Raw genomic sequence first — 14104 nt, 5'->3', positions numbered from 1 at the left:
ACGGCCCCCATGACTCCCCTCTTCCTCGGCCTGCTGCTCCTCGCCGGTGCCGCGGCCTTGGCCATCTGGCTCGCCGTCGGCGTGCGCTGGGGCGGGGACCGGCTGGTCCGCATGAACCTGCGTGCAGGCTTCGATACCGTCGAAGCCGGAACGCCCCGCGACGCCCCGGACTTCGGCTGGGCGCGCCGCTTCACGACCAGCAGCGGGCAGGAGCGGCTCGAGACCCTCTACTCCAAGGCCGGCCGTCCGGCGGAGTGGCCGGTTTCGCGGCTCCTGGCCTACAAGGTGTACGCCCTGGGCGCCGCCCTGCTCGTGGGCCTCCTGCTCCTGGCGGTCACGAGCGGCAATGGCATGATCCTGCTCATCACCGTGATCATGGTGCCCGTGGGGTACTTCCTGCCGGAACTGCTGCTCCACTCCCGCGGCATCGAACGGCAGAAGGCCATCGGGTTGGAACTCGCCGACACCCTCGACCAGATGATGATCGCCGTGGAAGCGGGTCTCGGATTCGAGTCGGCCATGGCCCGTGCCGGGCACAACGGCAAGGGCCCGCTCGCGGAGGAACTCGTGCGCACTCTGCAGGAGATGCGCGTGGGCATTCCTCGCCGCGACGCCTACCTGGCGCTGGAGCAGCGCACGGACGTGCCCGACCTGCGGCAGTTCACCCGCGCGGTGATCCAGGCCGACGCCTACGGCATTTCCATCTCCACGGTGCTGCGCACGCAGGCGAACGAGATGCGGGTGAAGCGTCGTCAGCGGGCGGAGGAGGCGGCGCAGAAGATCCCGACCAAGATCCTCATTCCCCTGATGCTGTTCATCCTTCCGGTGCTCTTCCTGACCGTGCTGGGGCCGACCGTGCTCAACGTCCTGAAGATGTGACGGGAATGCTGAAGACCATCGATCCCACGATGCCGAAGATGCGTTCTGTCCTCGCGGCCCTTCTCGCTCTCGTCTCCCTCGCCGCGGCCGGCCTTCTCGTGCAGCAGCAACTGGGCGGTCCCATCGTCGTCGGCGGGGACGTCCAGCACCCGGGCCCTGCCTCGGTGAGCGCACCCGGCCCGCTCGCCGCCGCCTCGCTGACCGCGGACGACGCCCGGGCGGCCGGTGACCCTGGTCCCGGTCCCGGTGTGACCAGCCCGCAGACCTGCGGCGACCTGCTCACCCGGGCGCGGGTGTGCTCCCCGTCGATCGGGGTGGACGCGGCCCTCGAGCCCGTCAGCACGGACGGCACGGGGGCCATGGTCGTCCCGACCCACGCGGACCGGGCGGCGATCGGCTGGTACGAGAAATCAGCCCCGATCGGCGCCGCCCAGGGCAACGCCGTGCTGGCCGGCCACGTCGACCACCCCGCCGAGGCCCCGGCTCTGGGTACGCTGCACACCGCGCACCCGGGACAGCGGCTGTGGGTCTCCGACGGCTCGGGTGCGGTTCACTCCTACACGGTGGTCACCGTGCGGGAGCCGACCCCGCGCACCGCTCTGCCGCAGGACGTCTTCGAGCTCACCGGCGGGCCGGGGCTGTCCCTGATCACCTGCTCCGGCGACTACGTCAGGCCCGACGGTTCGCCCACGTGGTCCTACACCAACAACCTCGTGGTGGATTTCGCCCTCGACCCCGAGACGGCGCCCGTCCCGTGACGGTCCGCGACGTGAGAATGTCCGCTCTTGCGGGTACACCGCCCGCCGCGCGGCGTCTTCCACGGGACGCCGGCACCCCATGCAATTACATTGGTAAACGACGGTGGTTCCCTCGCCGATCCGTCACGATCCCCCCTCTCCAGGAGACAGCCATGCCCTCCACCCCGTCCGCCCGACGCCCGCGGCTGCTCGCCGCCGCGGTGCTCGCCGGCACCACCGCGGTCGCCGGCCCGCTGCTGACAGCACTGCCGGCCGCCGCCGCACCCGTGGGGATCAACGGCACCGCGGTGCAGGTCCCCGAGGGCACGCCCACCACTGGGCCGGAGCACTACTTCACCCCCGTCACGCTGAGCAACGGCGACACCGCCTACGGGATCCACGAGGACCAGCGCCTGGCCCCGGTGGGGGAGGACGTCCTCGACGACGCGAACTACACCCTGGCCCAGCCCGCCGACGACCCCGCCGGCGGATGGACGCAGGTCGTCGGCGAGAAGGTCGGCGACGACCCCGTCTACTGGGAACCGGACAACGCCGCCCTCGCCGGGTACATCCTTTCCGTCCACGGGGCCACCGCGGACGCGCACGAGGCGCTGGCCGTCCACTGGGCCGTGCGCTCCCTGGCGAGTGCCAAGGTCCCTGATCCGGAGCTGTCCGGCCTGGAGCGGTCCCACCTCGACCGCGCGGACGTCATGATCAAGGACGCCCGCCTCAACGTGCCCGTGCTCGTGGCGCAGGAGAGCTACGCGATCTCCGTGGCCAAAGCCCCCGACGGCAGTCCCGACCGCCTGCTCGTCCAGCTACCGGAGATCTACGACACCGCGACCGTGACCCTCGCCGGGCCGGTGACCTTCGCCGACGGGACCCGCGAGCGGACGTTCACCGGCGGCGACCGTCAGCAGGTGCTCCATCTGGCCGTGCCTGCCGGCACCACCGAGGGCGAGCTCACTGCGACCGTGGCTGTCACGACGCCCTCTACCGAGCTCACCGTCCTCGCCGACGACCGCTACCGTGATCTGCTCATCGCCGGCCAGGACAGCGAGCTGAACTGGTCCGCGAGTGCCGCCTTCACAATTCAGGAGACTCCCGATCCGGATCCCGGCGCGCCCGCCGGGGACCAGGAGGAGCCCGACGACGGTGGGGCGGGGTCGACCCCCGGCGCCGACTCGACGGCCGGAAACGGCGGCACCGCCGAGGACCGGGACATCGTTGACGGTGCCGATGAGCCCCAGCGGGGGCCTGCCGAGGACGCAGTGCTGCGGCCGGATCCCGCCGCCGGAGACGACACCGTGCCCGAGCAGCACGTGCCGGTCGTGGTCGTCGCCCCGGAGACCGTGCAGCGCGTGGATGCGACTCTGGACGCCTTCGTGCTCTTCGAGGAGTCGACGAGCATGCACACCGAGACCGTCACGGAGACCACCACGACCGTCTCCGGCAGCGCGGCTTCCGGGGACGGGTACGGGGCGGGCTACGACTCCCTGTACGCCGACGCCGTCACGGCGAACACCGGCACAGGAGCCGTGCAGCCCGCCGCCGCCCCGCAGGAGCCCACCACGGTGCTCTTGGCCGTGCTTGCCGTGGGGGCTGGCCTCGGGTCCTGGGTGCTGCACCGCCGACGGCCCGCCGATTCCGACCCGACCTTCTGACCGCCCCCACCCACTCGCTCCCGGAGATCCCGATGACCCAGCAGACCCGCCTCCTCGCCCTGGCCGCGCTTGCGCTTGCGGCGCTCACCGGCTGCGGCGGCGCCGCCGCCGAGGCCCGGTCCGCGCACACCTACGAGCCGCTCCCGCCGCTGAGCACGGCGACTCCGTCCGCGACCCCGGAGCCGCAGCGCACCTCACGGGCCGCCCCGGCTTCAGAAGCCCCGTCCTCCGGCTCCGCAGAGGGAAGCGGCGACCGGAGCGCTGCGACCGGGACGCCCGCCACGGGCGGCGCCGGCTCGTCCCAGGCCGCGGCAGCCGTGGCGGCTCCCGCCCCTGCTCCCGCTCCCGTGGCGGCGCCGGTGCAGGCCCCGGCCGCACCGGCCGCGGGCGAGATCTCCGGACGGATGACCGAGCGGACGACGACGTCGACCACCACGACCACCTCCACCCGGCTCGAGGCGGGCCTGGTGGTCGAGCTCACCTGCGAGGGGCTCTGCGTGCTGGGGGACCTTGCCGCCCCGGAGCTGGCCGGTCCGGACGGTCCTTTCTCCGAGGAGGCGCTCACCCGCGCCCTCGAGGAGGAGCTGGTGCGGGCCGGTGCAGACGCGGCGCTCACCGGAGATATGGCCGAGCAGTTCCTGCCCTCCGGGTGGGCCTTGGCCGACCGGAAGGTCCAGGGCGGGAACGAGACGCTGTCCCTCGCTCCCGTCCGGGCGAAGTAGCCCGCCGCCCCCGACCCCATCGGAAAGGGTGGGCCGGGGCGAGACGGACGGCAAGGGGCCGGGTCCCGCCGCATCCGGTACGGCGCGACCCGGCCCCTTCTGCGCTCAGCTCAGGCCGAGCCGTTCGCCCAACGCACGGCGAAGCACGCCGTGGCGGCCATCGAATACAGCCATACGGAGGCCTCGCGGGTCCACGGGACCTTCTTCGTCAGCGCGGAGCTGACGACAGCTGCCACGATCAGGGCGACGCCCAGCCACAGTGACCAGTCCGTGAACAGCTGCAGCGCGGCGCTCAGCACGCCGTTGCCGGTCTCATCGAGGACACGGTCGATGTCGGAATCCATAAAGTTCTCTCCCCGGAGCGATCTGGTGCCCGGCGCCCTCGCGACGCCCGTGCCACGGGCGTCGCGACGGCAGGCGGGGGAGCGGTGGATTGCCCGAACACCCCTGCAGCCGGGCGGTCGAGCCCGTCATAGGAAGCCTAATTCATGCATTTGTGACTTTATGGGCGGGAACTGTCGCTTCTTGCGGGGAACAGTATCTTCGAAGGCCGCGCCCGTCGTCGGCCGTGCGGGGAGCGGACACGCAACAGGTCTGGGTCGCTTCGGTCAGGGGCCTTTCACCACTGGGCGGGATGGCAGTGTGCTGGTTCAGTCCCCTCCTGGCCCGCTACCGCGCCGAGGGCACCGACGCGTCCTCCACCGGCGCGGAGACCATCGCCTGGCGCCTGTACCACCACCACGGCTACCAGATCTCCCACACCACGATCAGCGGCTGCCGCACCCGCGCCGGACTGACCCGCCCCGCGCCGAAGACTGCTGCGCGAACTCACCATTGATCCCACCCGGACTTGCCAAGCCCGAGCATGACAAAAGTCCCGAACCCACGGATGTGGGTTCGGGCCTTGCCGATGTCCTGAGACATCACACTGGTCGGGATGACAGGATTTGAACCTGCGACCTCGTCGTCCCGAACGACGCGCGCTACCAAGCTGCGCCACATCCCGTGAAGCATCCGGCGTCCTGCCGGAAACAACTGCTCCATCATAGCGGTCCGCCCGCACGGGTGCGAAATCGGCGCCCCGCCACCGTGTCGCACCTCCGGCTCCGCTCGTCCCGGCGGGGCCGTTCCCGTTCCCAAAACCGCCGGAACCGTTGCGTCGCCCCTGGTCAGGTGGGACTCTGTGCGTGTCACCGCATCAACCGGTGCTCGTGGACCGCTCACGGTCGAGCCCCCGATCGGCCCCTGCCCCGGGAGGACCCATGTCCCACCACACCAGCCGGCGGGCCGCCGTCACGGCCCTGGCGGGCGCCCTGGCGCTCGCCGCCCCGGGTGCCGTCGCCGCGCCCGGCCCGGAGAGCGGGGCCAGGCCGAGCGGCACCGCGATCACCCAGGCGGTCTCCGCGGAGCAGGTGACGGCCCACCTCGAGGTGCTCCAGGCGGTCGCAACCGCCAACGCCGGCACCCGCGCCTCGGGCACCCCGGGCTACCGGGCCAGCGTCGACTACGTGGTCGGCCGGCTGCGGGCCGCCGGCTACGCACCGCAGGTGCAGGCCTTCGACTTCCCGTACTTCGCCGAGGCCGTGCCGACGACGGTCACGGTGCCCGGCGCCGGGGGCACTCCCCGGACGCTCTCGCCCGAGGAGGCGGCCGTCATGGTCTTCTCCGGCTCCGGCACGGTCACCGCGCCCGTGCAGGCCGTGGACACCACCGGCGAGCGGATGGCCGGCACGAGCGGGTGCGAGGCCGAGGACTTCGCGGCCTTCACCGCGGGCAGCACCGCCCTCCTGCAGCGCGGCACCTGCTCCTTCGCGCAGAAGGCCGCCAACGCCCAGGCCGCCGGGGCCAGTGCGGTCCTGATCTTCAACACGGGCCTGCCGGAGGAGGAGGGCGTCGTCGCCGGCACCCTCGGTGAGCCCGGGCTGGTGTCGATCCCCGTGGTCGGCCTCAGCTACGCGGCGGGCACGGCGCTGCTGGGCGGCGGCGAGGTGACCGTGGCGGCGCAGACGGTCTCCGAGTCCCGCACCACGTACAACGTGCTCGCCGAGACCGGCACGGGCAGCCCGGAGAACACCGTCATGGTCGGGGCGCACCTGGACAGCGTGCCGGAGGGACCGGGGATCAACGACAACGGCACGGGCTCCGCGGGCATCCTCGCCATCGCCGAGGCCCTGGCCGGGGAGCAGACCGCGAACCGGGTCCGCTTCGCCTGGTGGGGCGCGGAGGAGTCCGGGCTGCTCGGCTCCACGCACTACGTCACCGGGCTCAAGGCCGGCGAACCCTCGGCGCTGGAGGACATCGCGCTGTACCTGAACTTCGACATGATCGGCTCCCCGAACTACGGCCGCTTCGTCTACGACGGCGACCACTCCGCCTTCGCGCCCGTCCCGACCCCGGAGGGCGGCACGGTCACCGCGCCGGCCGGGTCCGCGGCCATCGAGGCCGCGTTCCACGAGCACTTCGGCTCCGTGGGCCTGGCCTCGGGTGAGACCGAGTTCAGCGGCCGCAGCGACTACGGCCCGTTCATCGCCGAGGGCGTCCCCGCCGGGGGACTGTTCACCGGCGCCGAGGGGATCAAGACCGTGGAGCAGGCGGCCCTGTTCGGCGGGCGGGCCGGCATCGCCTACGACTTCTGCTACCACCTGCCCTGCGACGACGTCAGCAACGTCAACTCCCAGGGCCTGGAGGAGATGACCGACGCGGCCGCCGCCGTCGTGCTCCGCTTCGCCACGTCCGTGCAGGAGCTCGAGGACGGGGCCGCCGCGCCGGACCAGGACGCGACCGGGGACGCGGGCACCCGGGACCAGGGGCAGGGGGCAGAGTCCTGGGCCGACGAGCGCGCGGCCTCCTGACCTGCTCCCGGGCCGAGCCCCGGCCGGCACACCACCGCGGGGCTCGGCGCCGCGGGCGTCGTCGGCGAGGACCTGATGGATCAGCAGTCTTATCAGTGCCATGCTGGGGCGCATGACTGCGACCGGAACCCGCCGCGGCGTCCTCTTCGACGTCGACGGAACCCTCATCGACTCCAGCTACCTGCACACCGTCGCCTGGTGGCACGCCTTCAACGAGAAGGGCTACGACGTCCCGATGCACCGGATCCACCGGCTGATCGGGATGGGCACCGAGCAGCTGGTGGACGAGCTGCTGCCGGCCGACCGCGACAGGAGCGAGGACGACGCCATCGGCAAGGCCCACGGCACCCTGTTCTCCGTGCACTGGGCGGGGCTCAAGCCCACCCGCGGCGCGGCCGAGCTGCTGCGCCGCTGCACCGACGAGGGGCTGGTGGTCGTGCTCGCGTCGTCGTCGAACGCGACCGAGGTGGCGGCCATGCGCGAGGTGCTGGGCTCCGACGAGATCCTCACGGCCGTCACGACCGCCACCGACGCCGACGAGAGCAAGCCCGCCCCGGACATCTTCGCCGCGGCGCTCGAGGCCGGGGACCTGCGCCCGGAGAACGCGATCGTGGTCGGGGACGCCCGCTGGGACGTCGTGTCCGCGCGCAAGCTCGGCCTGGACACCGTGTGCCTGGGCAGCGGCGGGATCAGCGACGCGGAGCTGCGCGAGGCCGGGGCGGTCGCCGTCTACGCCGACCCGCAAGACCTGCTCGAGGACTTCGGTAACAGCCCGCTCGCCCGCCTCCTCGCCGAAGGCTGACCTCGGGACCCGCCCTCCAGTGAGTTGAGGACATGCGGGGATGTTTGCTAAAGAGAAAAACATCCCTGTTCGTTGATAATGGCCCTTATGAGCATGAGGCGTGAGCTTCGAAGCCTGTCCTTTTCGGGACCGAAGGGGTGGGTGGTCGCCGCGGTGATCGGGGTACAGGTCGCGGTGCCAGCGATCGCGCTTTTGGACGAGCCACCGACTCGATTCGGGTTCCAGATGTACTCGGCCCAAGGAGGGGTCAAGGTTGAGTCCGTCGACGCAGAGGGCCAATCGATAGAAGTGAATCTAGACTCAGTCATCGCTGGATCCCTACGACCGGAGTTCGACTGGACGCAGGGACTGCCCGAGCGGATCTGCGCACTTACTCCCGGCGCGGTCCAGGCCACGGTCGAACAGCCCGAGCGAACGCGAGTTCTTCGGTGCGATTGACGGACATTCAAGTCGATCCACGCCCTGTCGCCGTGGTGCGGATTGCACTAGGCGTGGTTACGGTCCTCAATGCGGTAGAGAGCGCCGGCCTTCTCCACGAGATTGCACGCGGGAAGCTACGTCTGCCCGTCCACGATCTACTACCGGCTCCGACGGTGCCCGCCGTGTCCGCTTTTCTTGTGGCAGCTGTGGTTGCAGGTGTCGCCATAGGAATCGGTTGGCGGACAGCGGGTGCGGCGCTTCTTGCGACTGGGCTAAACATCTGGGTCCTGATGTGGGACCAGCAAACGTACAGCAGTCACCGTCTCCTCATGACCCTGCTGGTGGCGTACCTGGTCTTCGCCCGCGCCGATGCAGCGTGGTCGGTCTCCCGACGAGGAGGCACCGCGCCCTGGTGGCCGCAGCTCCTGATGATGACTCAGCTCTCGGTCTGCTATTTCTTCGCCGCGGTCACCAAGGTCAACGTCCTGTTCTTGTCGGGCGTGCCGCTGTCTCTGTGGGTATGGGTGCCGTTGCCGTGGTGGATATTCACGCTCATGGCGGTCGCCACGGTGGCTGTGGAACTCTACTTGGCCATCGGTCTGTGGAGCCCCGTCATGCGTCGACGTGCCGCGGTGGTCGGTGTGCTGCTCCACACATCCATCGTGATGATGATGCGAGACGAGACTGTTCCGCTGTTGGCGTTCGCGGTGACCTGTCTGTCGCTTTACTGGCTCTTCCTGTCGCGCCCCGACATGGGCGTCGACGAAGGGAACTCTCCTGAATCGGTGGGATCCCAGGATGCTCAACCGCCAGAAGTCAGGGCGTCGCCCTGATCATTGCAGGCGAGGTGAGCCGGCGTCCGCGGCTGGCGCCGGGGCGGGACTGAGGATGTCGACCCCGATCACGGTGACCCCTGCGGCCATGAGATTGTCCGCGATCTCGGGGTCCAGGGAGGGGTGCTCGAGAAAGTGGCGGTCCCGAAGCGCTGGGCCCAGTCGGTGTGGAAGAGCGTGACTGTGCTGGGGGTCAGGTCCTCCAACTGACCGGCCACATCCGGCCAGCCGATGAGTCCGCGGGGCGCCCGGCCCGGGAACGCCACATCTGGGGCCGGGCCCGTCAGGGAGGTGAGGTCCAGGTCGTCGATGCCGGCGCCATCCTCGACTGTGTGCGAGGGGCATCCATGTGGGTCCCGGAATGCGTCTCGAGGTGCAGCCCCGCCACACGGAAGTCGTCCTGAGCTGCCGTCGCCGCCGTGTGCGTGCGCACCAGCGAATCCCCGGGAGGATCTGCAGCTCGGTGCGCATCGGGTAGCTGAGGTCAACGACATGCACCGGCCGCCTCTGGCTTCTGCCTCGAGGTGGAACCGGGTCCTCAGCCGCCGCAGCGAGGGCCTCGGAGAAGAAGGATCGCTGCTTGGCAGGCTACGTGTGCCGCCCAGTGTTTCGTGACAATGGCCGCGTTGCCGACCGTTTCGTTACGCCGCGGTCGGGGAGGGCCCGCCGCCCGGTCGTATCCTCTGAGCTATCGCGCCCGGAAGGGGGAGCCGCCATGACCTCCGACGACAAGCCCGTCCTCGTCTTCGACGTCAACGAGACGCTGTCCGACATGCGCCCGATGCACGGCACGTTCGAGGAGCTGGGGCTGCCGGGCCCGCTCGCGCAGACCTGGTTCGCGGCCGTGCTGCGGGAGGGGTTCGCGCTCGCCGTCCACGGGGAGTCGCGGCCCTTCGCGGCCCTGGGCGATGCCGTGGCGCGCTCGCTGTTCGCCGTCCAGGCGCCCGACCGGGACGTGGACGAGGCGGTGGACCACATCCGGGAGGGCATGCAGCGCCTGCCCGTCCACCCGGACGTCGCCCCCGGCATCGAGGTCCTGGCCGGGGCGGGCTTCCGGCTCACGGCCCTGACCAACGGCTCCGAGGCCACCTCGGAGGGCCTGCTCGAGCGCGGGGGAGTGCGCCAGCACTTCGAGCACGTGCTCTCCGTCGACGACGCCCCCTGCTGGAAGCCCGCCCCGGAGTCCTACGCCTGGGCGAGCGGCGTCTGGGGCGTCCCGTTGGAGCGGGCCCTCATGGTCGCGGCGAACCCGTGGGACCTGCACGGCGCCGCCCGGGCCGGGATGCACACCGCGTGGATCGACCGCCACGGCGCACCCTATCCGCAGTACGCGCGCACCCCGGACCTGCGGGTCTGCGACCTCGTCCAGCTCGCGGCCCGGCTCGGCGCCGGCGCGGACGGCCTCAAAGCCTGACGACCATCTTCCCGGTGTTCGCCCCGGCCAGCAGGTCGATGAAGGCCTGCGGGGCCTCGTCGAGGCCCTCGCGCACGGTCTCGTCCCGGGCGATCCGACCGGCGGCCAGCCAGCCGGCCATCTTCTCGCGGAACCCGGGCACCAGGTCCTGGTGAGCGCCCACCAGGAAGCCCTGCAGGCTCAGCTGCTTGCCGATCGCCAGGGCCAGGTTGCGCGGGGCCGCCGGCGGCTCCGTCGCGTTGTACTGGGCGATCGCCCCGCACAGGCACACCCGCCCGCCGGTGGTGAGCACGTCGATGGCGGCCTCGAGGTGGTCGCCGCCCACGTTGTCGAAGTACACGTCGATGCCCTCCGGCGCCGCCGCCCGCAGCTGCTCGAGCACCGGCCCGTCGTGGTAGTCGAAGGCGGCGTCGAAGCCGAGCTCCAGCAGGCGCGCGACCTTCGCGGGCGAGCCCGCGCTGCCGATGACGCGCGCGGCGCCGCTGAGCCGGGCGATCTGCCCGACGAGGGAGCCCACGGCCCCGGCGGCGCCGGAGACGAACACGACGTCCCCCGGCCGGAACCGGGCCGCGGCCATGAGACCGGCGTAGGCGGTGAGGCCGGGCATGCCGAGCGCGCCGAGCCAGGCGGAGCCCGGGGCCAGGGCCGGGTCGACGACGGTGACGGAGCCGGCGTCGAGCACCGCGTGCTCGCGCCACCCGGCGCCGTGCAGGACCATCCGCCCCACGGCGACGTCGGGGCTGGCCGAGGCGACGACCTCGCCCACGGCTCCGCCCTCGAGGGGCCGGTCCACCTGGAACGGCGGGACGTAGGACTTCACGTCGTTCATCCGTCCGCGCATGTAGGGGTCCACGGACATCCACCGGTTGGCCACGAGGACCTGCCCGGGCAGGAGCTCGGGGAGGTCCGTCTGCTCGAGCCGGAAGTTCTCGGGGGTGGGCCAGCCCTGCGGGCGGGAGGCCAGGACGATCTGGCGGGTGCTCCGGGGGGTGCCGGGGGGAGTGTTCTCCGGGGCGCTCATCAGTCCTCCACGACGGTCAGGACGACCTCGACGTTGCCGCGGGTCGCGTTCGAGTAGGGGCAGACCTGGTGGGCCTGCTCGGCGAGGTCCGCGGCGGTCCGCGGGTCCAGGTCCGGGATGACGACCTCGAGGGCGACCTCGAGGCCGAACCCGCCCTGGCCGTCGGGGCCGATGCCCACGCGGGCGCCGACGCTGGAGTCGCCCAGCTCCACCTTCTGCTGCCGCGCCACCATCTGCAGGGCGGAGTGGAAGCACGCGGCGTAGCCGGCGGCGAACAGCTGCTCGGGGTTGGCGCCGTCGCCGGAGCCGCCCATCTCCCGGGGCACGGCCAGGGCGAGGTCCACCCGCCCGTCCGTGGTGCGGGCGCGGCCGTTGCGGCCGGCGCCCGTGGCGAGCGCTTCGGCGGTGTAGACGGTCTGCATGGGGCTTACTCCTCGGTGGGGATGGGGGTGGGGGCGGGGCTGGTGGATGTGGTGGTGGTGCGGGTGGAGGCGCTGATCTTGCGGGCGAGGCGGCGCAGCGTGGCGATCTCCTCGGGGGTCAGTCCCGCGGACTCCAGCACGCGGCGCTGCACCTGCGGTGCGCGCTCGCGCAGCCGCGTGCCGGCCTCCGTGAGGTGGACGGTGACCCGCCGCTCGTCGGCCCGGTCCCGGCGGCGCTCGAGCAGGCCGCCGTCCGCCATCCGCTTCAGGAGGGGGGACAGCGTCCCGCTGTCGAGGTGCAGGCGCGCGCCGAGGGCGGAGACGGTCGGCCCGTCCTGCTCCCACAGGGCGAGCAGGACCAGGTACTGCGGATAGGTCAGCCCGAGCTCGGCCAGCAGCTCGCGGTACGCCGAGGTCGTGGCGCGGGAGGCCGCGTACAGGGCGAAGCACAGCTGCTCGTCGAGCCGGAGGTCGGGATCCATGCCAGTACTGTCGCACACAACCCAGTTGTGCACAACACAAGTGGTCACCGGCGGTGGCCCGGGAGGCGGGGATTGTGTCCCGGGGCGATCTGCGGGATGCTCGGGCCACGGGCTCCGAGCACCCGGAGGCCCCCACCGACCGAGGAGACGACCATGGACCCCATCTGCCCGTCCTGCGGCGGCCCCCTGCGGCAGATCCCCGAGGACCAGTGGCCCGAGGGCGGGCCGGTGCCGGAGGGCACCGTCGAGATGTACCTGTGCGACAGGACGAACCACCGGGTGATCGTGGCGGTGCCCGAGATCAGCGGATGACCGCTCCCGTCCCGGCCGCACCGGTCCGGCGGGTCGCCGTCGTGCACGGCTACGACGCCGCCCCGGACAGCCACTGGTTCCCCTGGCTGCGCGAGCGCCTCGCGGCCCGGGGCGTGCAGGTCGTGCTCGTGGAGCTGCCGGAGCCGTCCTTCCCGGAGGCCGGGGCGTGGCTCGACGCGGTGGGGCGGGCCGTGGGCGGGGTGGACGAGCACACGCACCTGGTCGGCCACAGCCTGGGGTGCATCACGGTGCTGCGCCACCTCGCCCGGCTGCCGCAGCCGTGGACGCTCGGGGGGATCGTGCTCGTCGCCGGGTTCACGGGCCGGCTCGAGAGCGTCCCGCTGCTCGACGACTTCCTCGCCGAGGACGTGAACCTCGCGGCGGTGCGCGCGAACACGCGCCACCGCCTGGTGCTGCGCTCCGACGACGACCCCACCGTGCCGGCCGCGGCCACCGAGGAGCTCGCCGCCCGGCTCGGGGCCGAGCTGCGGGTCGTGCCCGGCGCGGGGCACTTCTGCGGCTCCGACGGCGTGAGCCGCCTGCCCGTCGTGCTCGACGCCCTCACCCGACCCGCCGGGTCCTGACCTGCGCCGGCCCCGAGCCGGGGCGGGCGCTCAGTCGGTGAGCGTGAGCAGGACGGCCTCGGGCGGGCAGAACAGCCGGATCGGCGCGAAGCGGGAGGTGCCCAGCCCGGCGGAGACGTTGACCGGGACGCCGCGCTGGGTGATCAGCCCCTTGCAGCGGGCGGGCTCGAGGTCGCAGTTGCTCACCAGCGCCCGCCCGCCGGGCAGGCAGACCTGGCCGCCGTGGGTGTGGCCGGCCAGCACGAGCTGGGCGCCGTCCTCGGCGAAGCGGTCCAGGGTGCGCAGGTACGGGGCGTGGGCCACCCCGATCCGCAGGTCCGCCGTGGCCGGGTCCACGAACCCCGGGTGCTCGTCGTAGCCCAGGTGCGGGTCGTCCACGCCCGAGAGGTCCAGCACCCGCCCGGCGACCTCGAGCCGGGCGGCCCGGTTGATCAGCGGGGTCCAGCCGGCGGCGTCGAAGGCGTCGTGCATGGCCTGCGTGGGCAGGCGGGGCGCCTCGTCGCGGGACTCCCCGGAGGTGTCCCGCCACAGGTAGCGCACGGGGTTCTTCAGCCGCGGCGCGAAGTAGCAGTTGGACCCGGGCACGTAGGCGCCGGGGAAGCGGAGCAGCGGCTCGAGGATCTCCAGCAGCCAGGGCAGCGCGTCCAGGTGGGAGAGGTTGTCGCCGGTGTCCACCACGAGGTCCGGCTGGAGCCCGGCCAGCGAGTGCACGAACTCCCGCACCGAGCGCTGCCCCGGCCACACGTGCAGGTCGGACAGGTGCAGGATCCGCAGCGGCGCGCTGCCCTCGGGCAGCAGCCGCAGCCGTTCCGTGCGCAGCTGGAAGCGCCGGCGCTCGACGAGGACGCCCCACGCGCCGAGGCCCGCCGCCGCGGCGGCGCCGGCCCCGGCCGTGGCGGCGGCCGCGCGCAGCAGGCCGGCCCCTCCGGGCGCGTGCCGGGGGCTCACGGAGGCCGCCAC

Annotated in this window: 16 protein-coding genes and 1 tRNA gene; 11 read left to right on the top strand and 6 right to left on the bottom strand. The window is 72.3% G+C overall.

Features of this window, described 5'->3' with window-relative positions; genetic code table 11:
- Positions 1-9: 9 nt before the first annotated feature.
- The 4 genes from ACYSMR_RS06090 (at position 10) to ACYSMR_RS06075 (ending at position 4002) form a co-directional block, all read left to right on the top strand.
- On the top strand, positions 10-879 hold the full coding sequence (locus ACYSMR_RS06090) for a type II secretion system F family protein (protein WP_461747667.1): 870 nt from the start codon (positions 10-12) through the stop codon (positions 877-879).
- Positions 880-884: 5 nt separating this feature from the next.
- Positions 885-1637, top strand: coding sequence for a class F sortase (locus ACYSMR_RS06085; RefSeq protein WP_461747666.1), 753 nt, complete (start codon positions 885-887; stop codon positions 1635-1637).
- A 152-nt stretch (positions 1638-1789) separates the two neighbouring features.
- Positions 1790-3280: a hypothetical protein gene (locus ACYSMR_RS06080; RefSeq protein WP_461747665.1), complete on the top strand. Its 1491-nt coding sequence runs from the start codon at positions 1790-1792 to the stop codon at positions 3278-3280.
- Between the two features lie 32 nt (positions 3281-3312).
- The gene (locus ACYSMR_RS06075; RefSeq protein WP_461747664.1) at positions 3313-4002 is read left to right on the top strand and encodes a hypothetical protein; all 690 of its coding nucleotides are present in this window, start codon (positions 3313-3315) and stop codon (positions 4000-4002) included.
- A 110-nt stretch (positions 4003-4112) separates the two neighbouring features.
- Here ACYSMR_RS06075 and ACYSMR_RS06070 read toward each other — a convergent pair whose 3' ends face one another.
- Positions 4113-4346, bottom strand: coding sequence for a hypothetical protein (locus ACYSMR_RS06070; protein ID WP_461747663.1), 234 nt, complete (start codon positions 4344-4346; stop codon positions 4113-4115).
- 290 nt (positions 4347-4636) lie between these two features.
- Here ACYSMR_RS06070 and ACYSMR_RS06065 point away from each other — a divergent pair, with 290 nt between their 5' ends.
- The gene (locus ACYSMR_RS06065; RefSeq protein WP_461747662.1) at positions 4637-4840 is read left to right on the top strand and encodes a hypothetical protein; all 204 of its coding nucleotides are present in this window, start codon (positions 4637-4639) and stop codon (positions 4838-4840) included.
- Between the two features lie 91 nt (positions 4841-4931).
- On the opposite strand, the gene ACYSMR_RS06060 is transcribed toward ACYSMR_RS06065, so the two are convergent.
- Positions 4932-5008: transfer RNA gene (locus tag ACYSMR_RS06060), tRNA-Pro, on the bottom strand.
- Between the two features lie 256 nt (positions 5009-5264).
- Here ACYSMR_RS06060 and ACYSMR_RS06055 point away from each other — a divergent pair.
- The 4 genes from ACYSMR_RS06055 to ACYSMR_RS06040 all read left to right on the top strand — a co-directional run bounded on the left by ACYSMR_RS06055 (position 5265) and on the right by ACYSMR_RS06040 (position 10323).
- Positions 5265-6854, top strand: coding sequence for a M28 family peptidase (locus ACYSMR_RS06055; protein WP_461747661.1), 1590 nt, complete (start codon positions 5265-5267; stop codon positions 6852-6854).
- Between the two features lie 112 nt (positions 6855-6966).
- Positions 6967-7656, top strand: a complete 690-nt coding sequence (locus ACYSMR_RS06050) for an HAD family hydrolase (protein ID WP_461747660.1) — start codon at positions 6967-6969, stop codon at positions 7654-7656.
- A gap of 428 nt (positions 7657-8084) precedes the next feature.
- Positions 8085-8909: an HTTM domain-containing protein gene (locus tag ACYSMR_RS06045; protein WP_461747659.1), complete on the top strand. Its 825-nt coding sequence runs from the start codon at positions 8085-8087 to the stop codon at positions 8907-8909.
- Positions 8910-9624: 715 nt separating this feature from the next.
- Complete coding sequence (locus ACYSMR_RS06040; RefSeq protein WP_309126776.1) at positions 9625-10323, top strand: haloacid dehalogenase type II; 699 nt, start codon at positions 9625-9627, stop codon at positions 10321-10323.
- On the opposite strand, the gene ACYSMR_RS06035 is transcribed toward ACYSMR_RS06040, so the two are convergent.
- The 3 genes from ACYSMR_RS06035 to ACYSMR_RS06025 are packed head-to-tail and all read right to left on the bottom strand — an operon-like array spanning position 10313 to position 12248.
- On the bottom strand, positions 10313-11344 hold the full coding sequence (locus ACYSMR_RS06035; protein WP_461747658.1) for an NADP-dependent oxidoreductase: 1032 nt from the start codon (positions 11342-11344) through the stop codon (positions 10313-10315). The genes ACYSMR_RS06040 and ACYSMR_RS06035 overlap by 11 nt on opposite strands.
- Complete coding sequence (locus ACYSMR_RS06030; RefSeq protein WP_461747657.1) at positions 11344-11766, bottom strand: organic hydroperoxide resistance protein; 423 nt, start codon at positions 11764-11766, stop codon at positions 11344-11346. The genes ACYSMR_RS06035 and ACYSMR_RS06030 overlap by 1 nt, the downstream gene beginning before the upstream one ends.
- Positions 11767-11771: 5 nt before the next feature.
- On the bottom strand, positions 11772-12248 hold the full coding sequence (locus ACYSMR_RS06025) for a MarR family winged helix-turn-helix transcriptional regulator (protein ID WP_461747656.1): 477 nt from the start codon (positions 12246-12248) through the stop codon (positions 11772-11774).
- A gap of 153 nt (positions 12249-12401) precedes the next feature.
- Between ACYSMR_RS06025 and ACYSMR_RS06020 the strand changes: the two genes are divergently transcribed.
- Entirely contained in the window at positions 12402-12560 is a 159-nt protein-coding gene (locus ACYSMR_RS06020; RefSeq protein ID WP_251333911.1) for a hypothetical protein, read from the top strand.
- Positions 12557-13144, top strand: coding sequence for an RBBP9/YdeN family alpha/beta hydrolase (locus tag ACYSMR_RS06015; protein ID WP_461747655.1), 588 nt, complete (start codon positions 12557-12559; stop codon positions 13142-13144). The genes ACYSMR_RS06020 and ACYSMR_RS06015 overlap by 4 nt, the downstream gene beginning before the upstream one ends.
- Positions 13145-13174: 30 nt before the next feature.
- Here ACYSMR_RS06015 and ACYSMR_RS06010 read toward each other — a convergent pair whose 3' ends face one another.
- Positions 13175-14092 carry a metallophosphoesterase gene (locus ACYSMR_RS06010; protein ID WP_374238504.1) on the bottom strand — a complete coding sequence of 306 codons (918 nt, stop codon included), beginning with the start codon at positions 14090-14092 and terminating at the stop codon, positions 13175-13177.
- Positions 14093-14104 lie beyond the last annotated feature (12 nt).

The organism is Kocuria sp. U4B (assembly GCF_054875615.1).
Note: the sequence above shows the minus strand (reverse complement) of the source record. Positions and strands in the feature narration are given on the sequence as shown.

Bases quoted from the DNA above. Each gene is read 5' to 3' on its own strand.
- ACYSMR_RS06075 (WP_461747664.1), top strand. From the start codon at position 3,313: ATGACCCAGCAGACCCGCCTCCTCGCCCTGGCCGCGCTTGCGCTTGCG.
- ACYSMR_RS06025 (WP_461747656.1), bottom strand. From the start codon at position 12,248: ATGGATCCCGACCTCCGGCTCGACGAGCAGCTGTGCTTCGCCCTGTAC.
- ACYSMR_RS06090 (WP_461747667.1), top strand. From the start codon at position 10: ATGACTCCCCTCTTCCTCGGCCTGCTGCTCCTCGCCGGTGCCGCGGCC.
- ACYSMR_RS06015 (WP_461747655.1), top strand. From the start codon at position 12,557: ATGACCGCTCCCGTCCCGGCCGCACCGGTCCGGCGGGTCGCCGTCGTG.
- ACYSMR_RS06050 (WP_461747660.1), top strand. From the start codon at position 6,967: ATGACTGCGACCGGAACCCGCCGCGGCGTCCTCTTCGACGTCGACGGA.
- ACYSMR_RS06070 (WP_461747663.1), bottom strand. From the start codon at position 4,346: ATGGATTCCGACATCGACCGTGTCCTCGATGAGACCGGCAACGGCGTG.
- ACYSMR_RS06020 (WP_251333911.1), top strand. From the start codon at position 12,402: ATGGACCCCATCTGCCCGTCCTGCGGCGGCCCCCTGCGGCAGATCCCC.
- ACYSMR_RS06080 (WP_461747665.1), top strand. From the start codon at position 1,790: ATGCCCTCCACCCCGTCCGCCCGACGCCCGCGGCTGCTCGCCGCCGCG.
- ACYSMR_RS06085 (WP_461747666.1), top strand. From the start codon at position 885: ATGCTGAAGACCATCGATCCCACGATGCCGAAGATGCGTTCTGTCCTC.
- ACYSMR_RS06035 (WP_461747658.1), bottom strand. From the start codon at position 11,344: ATGAGCGCCCCGGAGAACACTCCCCCCGGCACCCCCCGGAGCACCCGC.
- ACYSMR_RS06065 (WP_461747662.1), top strand. From the start codon at position 4,637: ATGGCAGTGTGCTGGTTCAGTCCCCTCCTGGCCCGCTACCGCGCCGAG.
- ACYSMR_RS06040 (WP_309126776.1), top strand. From the start codon at position 9,625: ATGACCTCCGACGACAAGCCCGTCCTCGTCTTCGACGTCAACGAGACG.
- ACYSMR_RS06030 (WP_461747657.1), bottom strand. From the start codon at position 11,766: ATGCAGACCGTCTACACCGCCGAAGCGCTCGCCACGGGCGCCGGCCGC.
- ACYSMR_RS06055 (WP_461747661.1), top strand. From the start codon at position 5,265: ATGTCCCACCACACCAGCCGGCGGGCCGCCGTCACGGCCCTGGCGGGC.